This is a genomic window from Wolbachia endosymbiont of Cylisticus convexus, assembly GCF_003344345.1.
Genome location: NZ_QPIP01000070.1, coordinates 1 through 9,573, shown reverse-complemented (window position 1 = coordinate 9,573; position 9,573 = coordinate 1). Strand labels below are relative to the sequence as shown.

7 protein-coding genes are annotated in these 9,573 nt (G+C 35.6%); 5 read left to right on the top strand and 2 right to left on the bottom strand.

Annotation, left to right across the window (positions count from 1 at the left end; translation table 11 throughout):
• Both Wcon_RS07100 and Wcon_RS07095 read right to left on the bottom strand, forming a co-directional pair.
• On the bottom strand, positions 1-920 hold a 920-nt coding region (locus Wcon_RS07100), incomplete at its 3' end, for an OTU domain-containing protein (RefSeq protein WP_147269169.1).
• A 191-nt stretch (positions 921-1,111) separates the two neighbouring features.
• Entirely contained in the window at positions 1,112-2,377 is a 1,266-nt protein-coding gene (locus tag Wcon_RS07095) for a hypothetical protein (protein WP_114517707.1), read from the bottom strand.
• A 723-nt stretch (positions 2,378-3,100) separates the two neighbouring features.
• On the opposite strand from Wcon_RS07095, the gene Wcon_RS07085 reads away from it, so the two are divergent.
• The 5 genes from Wcon_RS07085 (at position 3,101) to Wcon_RS07065 (ending at position 9,416) form a co-directional block, all read left to right on the top strand.
• The gene (locus Wcon_RS07085) at positions 3,101-4,456 is read left to right on the top strand and encodes a hypothetical protein (protein ID WP_114517661.1); all 1,356 of its coding nucleotides are present in this window, start codon (positions 3,101-3,103) and stop codon (positions 4,454-4,456) included.
• Positions 4,457-4,465: 9 nt separating this feature from the next.
• On the top strand, positions 4,466-6,664 hold the full coding sequence (locus Wcon_RS07080; RefSeq protein WP_114517660.1) for a hypothetical protein: 2,199 nt from the start codon (positions 4,466-4,468) through the stop codon (positions 6,662-6,664).
• A 270-nt stretch (positions 6,665-6,934) separates the two neighbouring features.
• On the top strand, positions 6,935-7,207 hold the full coding sequence (locus tag Wcon_RS07075) for a hypothetical protein (protein ID WP_147269166.1): 273 nt from the start codon (positions 6,935-6,937) through the stop codon (positions 7,205-7,207).
• Positions 7,164-7,364: an ankyrin repeat domain-containing protein gene (locus tag Wcon_RS13075; RefSeq protein ID WP_410543460.1), complete on the top strand. Its 201-nt coding sequence runs from the start codon at positions 7,164-7,166 to the stop codon at positions 7,362-7,364. Before Wcon_RS07075 ends, Wcon_RS13075 begins: the two co-directional genes overlap by 44 nt.
• An 84-nt stretch (positions 7,365-7,448) precedes the next feature.
• Positions 7,449-9,416 carry a hypothetical protein gene (locus tag Wcon_RS07065; RefSeq protein WP_114517657.1) on the top strand — a complete coding sequence of 656 codons (1,968 nt, stop codon included), beginning with the start codon at positions 7,449-7,451 and terminating at the stop codon, positions 9,414-9,416.
• The last annotated feature ends 157 nt before the right edge of the window (positions 9,417-9,573 follow it).

Below are 9,573 nucleotides of genomic sequence, written 5' to 3'. Positions count from 1 at the left end.
TCTGTGTCCAGCAAAGTAGAAAAGCTCCCTAAGAAGAAGTGTGTAAAAAATCCTGCTTTTCCTACAGAGTGTAAATAAGATGGAATCTGATCCACAAATGACTGAAATCTCGGTTCAAAAGACTTAAAGTCTTCATCTTGCCGGCTTATACCGACTTCTTTACCTGCTTCCTCTATTAATAACTGTATTAATTCAAAATCTTGTGGCTTTCCTTTACCCATGACTTTTTTTAAACCTTTCGCAAGCTCTACATCATTATCGACAATACCTCCCTCAAGACCAAAGTTATAATGATTTCGTTTACCTGGTGCGCCAACATGAAATAACTGTATTTGAATATTCCCGTTGTCATATTGACTTCTAGTTGCACCAGAAACACTAATCCTTGCGCTAAGCATCTCGCTCATTGCTCTTATTTCATGCTCGCCTCCCCAAGTATTGGGTTTCCTCATGTTTTCTAAATAATTCTCAAAACTGCCTGTAACAAAACCTCTAAACTCGTTCTCATGAGAACTTATATGATCAACTACTCGGTTGCGAAACACGTTTCTCACTAAGTTTGCAAATGTATCATCATAATTGGCAGTACTTAAATTCCGGACCAAACTCCTAATATGATCTAAGTTTTGAGTTACAGCTTCTTCACTTCCAAACAAAGCTTCATACCTTTGCCGAAATAGAGCACCGTCGTCTCTGGCAGGTATTAAGTAAGCCATAGTAACAGACCAAAATAAGCAACTACCGTCTCCTGGAACATCGATTCTTTTAAATCTACTTTCACTTTCGGAATCAGACCTCCGATAACGCTTGAACTGGGGAAATTCTTTAGCTTGATATTGTATTTCATCCGATAATTCGGTAATCTTTAAATTAACGCCTTCTTTTTTTAGATGATCTGTTGGATATTGTGTCTTAAACATAAAGCCCCCTTCATTATATTATGCTAAACTCACTATTTACTATCAGAGATATCAACAATATAAGCTGTCCTTATCTACATGCTAACTTGCGTATACAACATTTGTATTATAATGCAACACCTTTTTGACAGAAGCTAAAGTAGTAACAAGAAACCACCACCTGTTTTATAGAATTGCCTTATAAATACCTCTTAATTACCCAACCCTAATTGCTCACATGCTTTGCTTAATTTAACCTTAGTTAAGCCGGTACTTAAATCACCTCTATCAAGTTCTTCAGTTACAGACTTTCCATACGCTAGAAATTTATTTAATGAATCAACATCTCTTTTCTCTAATACAGATCGTATATACTCCGCTTGTCTAGAATCCATAAATTTCTTGATTTGATCACAATTAGCTATATCTAATATGGCCCATACTGGCTCCATATAATCCTTTTCCACTAAAGGTGTTAACAAAACTGTGCGAAAAAGAGGGGATTTATCCTCTAGTTCTTCTCTTATCACTAAAGCACGATGACTGTCAAACCCTTCCTTCATCCACATATGCATAAAAAGTTTTACAATTTCATTCACATAAGGTTCTGAATGTTTCTTGATCTCCATATCTAACCAGATATTATAATCATCTTCTGAGACAGAATTTGGACTTAAGAAGTCAAACAATTTTTGGAATTGATCGAAGCGAAGTGCACCCTGTAGCGTGTTTAAGCTACCATAATAACCATTTTCAGCTAAGTCTCTTTTTAGAAGTTCTGGATATTTACCAGGATTTATTTGACTAAAACAAAATTCGAATATTTCAGGATAACTATTACAACGACTACCTGCTGCATATACCGCTGTCTTCATGAAGATTTCATCCTTTTTCTGTTCGCTCATCTCACTTTCAGGTAATGATTTTATTTTATTCCAAAAGAACTCTACTGCCTCTGCTTGTTTCAAACTCATAGCACAGTTAAGACCATACTCATACGGATGACGACCATTTAAATTTAGTTTAGAAATGTGACCGCTAACAAAATGTGACCAAAACTGTACTAAAAGATCAGATCCGCAACACCTAACTAAGTGCCCATACTCCAATAGACTACTCTTACCTTGAGCTGATAACCTTTTTTTTCTTTCTTCAAATAAAGCAATAATATCTTCTTCTAAGCAACACCGACAGGCAATGTCATAACTAGGATTACTAAAGGGACTACCTGGCATTATCAACTTTTTACCTACCATGTATCTATCAAGCTTAACCCCATGTAAATTATCTACTTTCTTCCAACAATCTTCACTGGATAGTACTTGTGCAAGAAAATTGTGCCTCTTTTTACCACCCCTTTTGTGCAAATCCCAATTTGCATAGCACCAGCGTTCAATTTGAAAAAGCTTAGATGTTCTATAGGGATCATCCTCTTTAATAGACGAAAATAAAACTTTTGGAATATCTGAACGCAGCATAATCACCCCTCTATGAATGGAAAAACATGGAAACTAGTACACTTAAGCATACACCATAGTAGTCTAATACCATTTTAGGCAAGATATCCTATCTCTAAATTTTGTCAACCCCTAATTTGAAAAAATTTTTTAATCTGAAGTAATTTTTAAAAAAGGCTCTTAATAGGCTTAATATAAGGTCTTTTTTAAATTCTGTTTTTTATAAATCTACCTTAATTCTAAAATAAACTAATATTAATCTAGCAATATATTTCATTAATAACTTAAATAATACAACCATTTCCAGCGCTCAAAACCAAGGGCGGTGAGAATCTTTCGTTTTGGGATGGAATGGTCTACCACGTGATACATTCGAACTTTTATTTATAATAATTTTACTATACGCTAAAATCAGCTATATTGGCTCACTTTCACTAAATCTACGTACGAACTGTTTTGCCTAATTTTGTTGCAAAGATTTCAAAATTCCATTTTCACAACCCTATTTTTACTTGGCTTGTTCTCACAAATATACGATCTATTTTCTTTTTAAACAAAGTAAACATTTAAAATTTTTATGACGCTGAGGAGTATGGTATTTCCTGTAAATTCCAATAGAATTTTTATATCTGTTCAATATAGAAAATGTTTTCCATGAAGTTTTTTTTATCCTCAGTAATTTTAGGTTGTTATTTAATTCTAACTTTTACATAATCCCATAAATATTTTTATATGGAGAGTGCAATGCCAAGAATAACAGAACGTCATGCTGCAGTACTTAATAAGTTACAAAGTGTTATTGAACATACAGATTCCCAAATTGCTGCTGAAAGGCGTTTAGCTATTGAAAGATGGGTGAAGACCTATATTAGGCAAGTGAAATCTCTCGAAGGTGATAAGCTACAATTCTTATACAACATGTTTCGCGATGAGAGTTGTTGGTCGGGTGCAAAGTTGAATAACACTAGCCTAGGACAAAGGCTAACTGAAGAAAGCATAAATGGGATAGAAAATCCGTTTTCTAGATATAAAATGGCATGTAGATATTGCGTGAAAGAAAAAATTAAAGACCTTTTTCAGGAAAAGTTCGACCTTCACAAGAGCAGGTTTTCTCCTGATGCAGTAGATGATGATGGTGGACCTGCGGCCAGCAACGATAAGTATATAAGAAGTGATCTGTTAGACTCTATGGAAAATTATGATCCTGTATCTAGTTTTTGGATTGATAGAGAATCTGAAGAATTAAAATTAAAAGAATACAGTGATATAGATGGATTCCGAGAAGCTGTAGATCTTAAATGGAGCGAGGGAGTGGAATATTTCTATAACCGCTTAAACGAGCAAGAAAGAGAAGAGGAAATTATTAATGCGGTTATTACCTTGTCCACTGTTCAATGTAACTACAATCGTGCTACCGTTTTAGATTTTTGCCTGTATAAAATGGATGATCCAGCAAAACATGAGCTGTTGCTTAAGTTGTTAGAAAAAGATCAAGGAGTATATTCACTTCTTAATGGTTTGATACGTTGGAGTTTTCTTGATACAGTTCAAGATATAATGAAGCGCTGGTGCTATGAAGAAGTTTCAGTACCTGCAGACAAAATACTTTCACATCATGATTATGGACTCCTCCTTTCCTCGTTTTCAAATGTGATATTGGAAAATCCTGAGTTAAGTGCCCAAGCTAGATCAATTACTATGGATATTTGGAGGTGCAATCGCTTTAATGAGCATAAAAAGGCTGCTGTTTTTTCGAATGGTAGAGTCCCAATCAAACGCATGCTTGCCGGATTAATTGTAGATTGGGAGCGCGGTCGTGCTTCAGGTGATACTGGAAAAAAAGACGAGGTGTTAGAGATTTTACAGTTTGCAAAAAAGTATTGTACACAGGAGGATTTTGTGAGTTTTAAAAATTATTTAATTAGCAACCTAAAAACAGTTGGTAGAACTGGTATGAAGAGTGGTGTTGATTATGGTAAGCTGGCAGAAGGATTGTTTTCTGAGTTAGATAAGGTACCTATTCCCCACAGTGGCTTTGGTGATCCGCAGTCCATGTTAGAAGCCCCTGGTATTAGTGGTTCGTCTGGTCATAGTAAGTAGAGGTGTTTTATGCATAACAATGGTGAAAATATCGGATTCATTAGAAATTTGTTAGATGGAAATTGTCGGGAGTTTACAGAAAGGTTTGAGTCTTTCTTGGATCAATGTCCATCTTTCTTGCACTCGGTTGGTAAGGGTCGCTTTTTCCCTGCATTCTTTTTTGGTATGTTTGCTACTGCGTTTGATTCTGATGTTGCAGATAATGAAAAAATTTATTTTCGTTTTGACAATGATCCAGGTAGACCTAGAAAAGGAAATTTAAAGGTTGCTGTATTAACTAATGACAGAGATAGAAGAGGTTACAGAATTGTAAGATGTTTTACTATTGCCGATAGACAAAATAGTTTTGGTTCAAGATTTAGTCAGCAAGAGAAATTGTGGATAGAGAATAATTTACAACAGCAGAATGTTGCATTACGGGCTAGGCGGTTTGCATGGGAAGAGTATAAAACATTTGCATGGGCAGAAAATCAAGGAGAAGAGGAAGAAATAAGATGTGTAAAAATTCGTGAGGGAAATGCATTTACTGGAAATTCAGCATCTCCATGCGATGGTGGTTTTGAAGAGATCACCAGGACCTTTGGTATACAACAAGGTTTCCTGTCAGGTCTATTAGGAGATCTGGCAAGTAATAATGCAGATGATGTTGTTGATACTATTGATGATGTTTTGCAGTACATAATTAATCTCTACAATAGGTACAATCAGGTACTAGATTTCAATGGCAAGGAGTCAGACTATCATGGTTTTCTGTCAGGATTTTTGATGAATTTTAGGTATCGTCATACAGCTGGTATTTACCTTGAGTTATTTGTGGGGGGTGGATATACAGATATTACTTTTCTTGTACGTGGTGTACAACGATTGATAGATTCTGTTCCTATTATAATTGAACTCAAGGCAGGGCAAACAAGAGACAGATGTGCTGATCGAGCGTTGGCACAGGCTGAAAATTACGTTACAAGATGTCCTGTTTCATCTATATCCATCCACACCTCATCGGATGATGCTGTTTGTGTAGGATTAAATTTTGATTTAGATAACAACGAACGTTTACAGCTTAGTACTCAAAGCTTTTTGGAAAGAGAATCTTCTTTAGTAGAAAGGCTGTTTAATGGATCTATGGCCGAAATTCAAGAGAGTGTTAGAAACTATTTACTATATCCATCTTTTGGTGTGCCTGCTGTGCCTGACACTAGAGGTACTAACAGCAGAGTATTTTCCTACACAACTAGATTTACTTTTGCAAGTGCTGCGTTTGCAAAAAGAAGAATTGAGTTGGAAGATGGAAGTGAGGTATATGTAGATAAGTACTTGTTTCAATACCATGATGATGATAGGATGCGAGGTCGACATGGAGGAGTAGCACAAGTAAATGTTGGGGATCGTGCCTTAACTATGGTTTTACGAGCGTTATGGGCAGGAGAAGAAGGAGTTTTTGTGCTTGATATTCGTCACGCGTTAGCTCACCAATTTCCCCTACAAGGCCTAGACTTGTCACGTTGGCCAGATGCTAGAGTATATGAAGTGGTGTGCACATTGAATCCAAGTAGAAGAGCTGAGGATGATCTTGGTTTAGCCGTTAATGTGACACAATTTCAATCACCTGCCGATTATCTACAGCATAAGGGCAATCAGTCTTTTCAAGGTGAGCTTTTACCAGTAGGTGGTGGTAGTAATGTACACAACACTGCAAATGTCATGATGAATACCGGTTGGCAAGATGTGAATAGGCACAAGGGATTATTTCAAGCAATTTCTAATGTGCTATTTCCGTTAAAGTGGGTAGTGAATAGAAATAACGCCCAAGAGGTTGGGTTTCATTCTGTGTTGCACGGATTGTTTTATACTTGTAATAATCCTGCTAGGGTAATTATAGAATTCCAGTTGGGAGGAGGAGAGAAGATAGATTTGGTGTTGTTACGGTCTGTAGAAAGTGGAGGTGGTGTTCATCCAATTGGGATAGAGTTAAAGTTTGCTGGCACGGGCGAACTACAGGATAAAAAACAAGAGGCAAATAATCAGTTAAATAGTTATTTGCAATGTAGAGGATATAAGCGTATTACCGATGGAGACACAGTAGTTTTATCGTACGCTATATGGAATGATCGTGCGCAGAGGCCAGATACTCTTATATCAGTTAAGGATGTTCTTCGTATAAGGGACAACTTAGGACACAGTTCTGCAGATGATCTTCCTGGCAGATGAGGGTTATTGAGAATTTACATATCAAATTAAGTGTATAATAGATTGTACTGGTAAAATGTATATGGCAGTTTGCCCTAACATTTTCGAAGTTGTCCGGAAACAGCCTTGTTGCATAGCTAATTAAGAAGATAGCAGGCTCAAAGTCATATGAAGTTACAGTAGGAGAACACAACTCTCTAAAAAACACGAAAATTAGAAAAGTTATGCTTGCATTAGCTTTTATTCATGCTAATTATTGTGCATAATATATTTATAGATTGAGGGAATATGGTGTTAGAATATATCTTAGAGAGTAAGCAGGTTTGTGCAAAAAAGCCATTTGGTGGATTAGCTACTGAAGAACAGCATGATGATGAGTTTTTTGGTGCGGAAGATAATAATAACAATTATGCAACTATTAGTGAGAGCGATGGTGAGTGGAGTCCTGTACATCATGCTGCTCTAGGGAATTACAGCTGTATAGTTGCACTTCTATCTGATACCACAGGATCTAAGTGGGATGACTCCTTTGCATTTAGATGCACTAAAAGTTCTACTAGATAACGGAGCAGACACTAGTATACAGGATAATAATGGAAATGTTGCTTTGCATTTTGCTAACCTTAATAACAGCCAAGCTCTATTGCAAGCTGCAGAACCCAATGGCAACATGAACAATGTGAACGTGGAGAACTTATACGGACCAGAAATGGGTAGATGAAACTATTAAGCTGGTAGACAGGATGTTTTTCTTGTTAATTTTCGCTTGCATGTTACAATAAACATCAAAGATGAGGTACATGCTATGAGTAGTGAGGTAAAAAACAAGCGATGTGTGGAATACGCAGAACAAACTAGCTCAAAAAGTTATTATTCTTCAGAGTATCGGGATTCACAGCCAAATACTGCTCTAAGCAATTTAAACTCAGGGGAAGACTCGAACTCAAGCTATGATTCAGATAACCCTTTGACTGATGAAGAGAGTTTATTGGTTGAAGAGTTTTATAAGGAAATGGAAAATAGACAGGAGAAAAGTAAGCAAAAGTATAAGGAAATTAAAGAAGAAATTACACAAAAGTATAAAAAAGATTGGACAAAGGATGATCTAATAGAAGAAATTATAAGAAAGTATGGAGAAGATTGGACAAAGAATGCTCTAAAGGATGATCTAATAGAAAAAGTTATACAAAAGTCTGGAAAAGATTGGACAAAGGATAATCTAATAGAAGAAATTGCAAGAAAGTATGGAAAAGATTGGACAGAGGATGTTCTAATGGAAGAAATTATACAAAAGTATGGAGAAGATTGGATAAAGGATGATCTAATAGAAGAAATTGCAAGAAAGTATGGAAAAGATTGGACAGAGGATGATCTAATAGAAGAAATTATACAAAGGTCTGGAGAAGATTGGACAAAGGATGATCTAATAGAAGAAATTATAAGAAAGTATGGAAAAGATTGGACAGAGGATGATCTAATAGAAGAAATTGCAAGAAAGTATGGAAAAGATTGGACAAAGGATGCTCTAATAGAAGAAATTATAAGAAAGTATGGAAAAGATTGGACAAAGAATGCTTTAAAGTATGCTCTAATAGAAGAAGTTACACAAAAGTATGGAGAAGGTAATACTCTAAGGGGTGTTCTAATAAAAGAAATTACACAAAAGTCTGAAGAAATTTGGGTAAGGGGTGCTCTAGAAGAAATTAGATGTGTAGTAAATAATTATCTTAAAAAGGGAATAAAGTTGAACTCATATTGTGGCGACAATGGAACAACTGTAGTGAATTTAATACTTAGGAGAGTGCTAGATGTTCTTGAAGAGGTTACAGAAGTAACCTCTGGCAAATTTATTTATTATAGTGAAGATCTAGCAACAGATGAAGAAAGTGTGAGTATTATACAAGATATTGTTAAAAATTTACTATTAAAAGGCGGGAAAGTGCAGCGAGATTTTTTCTATAACGATAGGATATCACATGCAACTATGGGATTTATAAATCCTCGTAGTAAAGGGTTTCATGAAGATGAAGAGAAAGAGTTTGATAAATGTCTTTTTGGTGAATGTAAATACATTATGGATCAGCTAAAAAGTGCTGCGTATGAAAGCATTGTGAACAAAAACAAACAAATTCAAGATGAGTTAGAAATAAGCATAGATAATATATATTCTCATATAAAGTATCCACAAGGTAGTATTGTTGAGGTTGTAAAAATTACAAATGAATTGGAGGTGGAAAATCTAGAATTAGAAGTCTGCGAGTTGGAGATAGGAGAAAGTAAAGTAATAGTTGAATTTGAAGAAAAAAGCAGAAATTACACTGACATTGCAGGTAGTGACGGTATAGTGTTAACTTTCTACACCAGCTTGGGGGAGTTAGAAGTTGAATTATATCTTGATGAGGAGGATGAAAATCTCATAGGGATAGAAGTAAGAGATCAAGAAAAGTTAGAGAAATTGAAAAGCTGTAACGAAGAAATAGGGGAAAATTGCTTATTAGGAGGTTTATCAGTTAATCAAGCTATAAAACAAGGGTATTTTGAACGATCTAGAGAGCTTTGTCAGTCTTCTGAAAGAGTTAGCTTATCTGAAAAAATTGAGGAAGCAGCATTGGAAGCAGTAAAAGATTTAGAGTATGGCGATATAGTAAACTCTTCGTCAAATTCCTGTAGAGAAGGTTATGCAGAAAATCAGGGCGCTAGTATCAACTCAAGTCACTCAGTGCAGCATAGCAAGTCAAGTGGAAATAGGAGAAGTACAAGTGCTCTAGGTTAAAATAACAGATTTTTAGGCAAGGCCAAGGGTTATAAATTACCTTTCTTCAAGCACCGATTTTCGAGATTACAATTTTATTTACCTCTTGTGAGTAGCTCTCTACAGTTGGAGTTACATTAAATTCTACTATGTTTTTATCCAAAGTTACATCATTTAC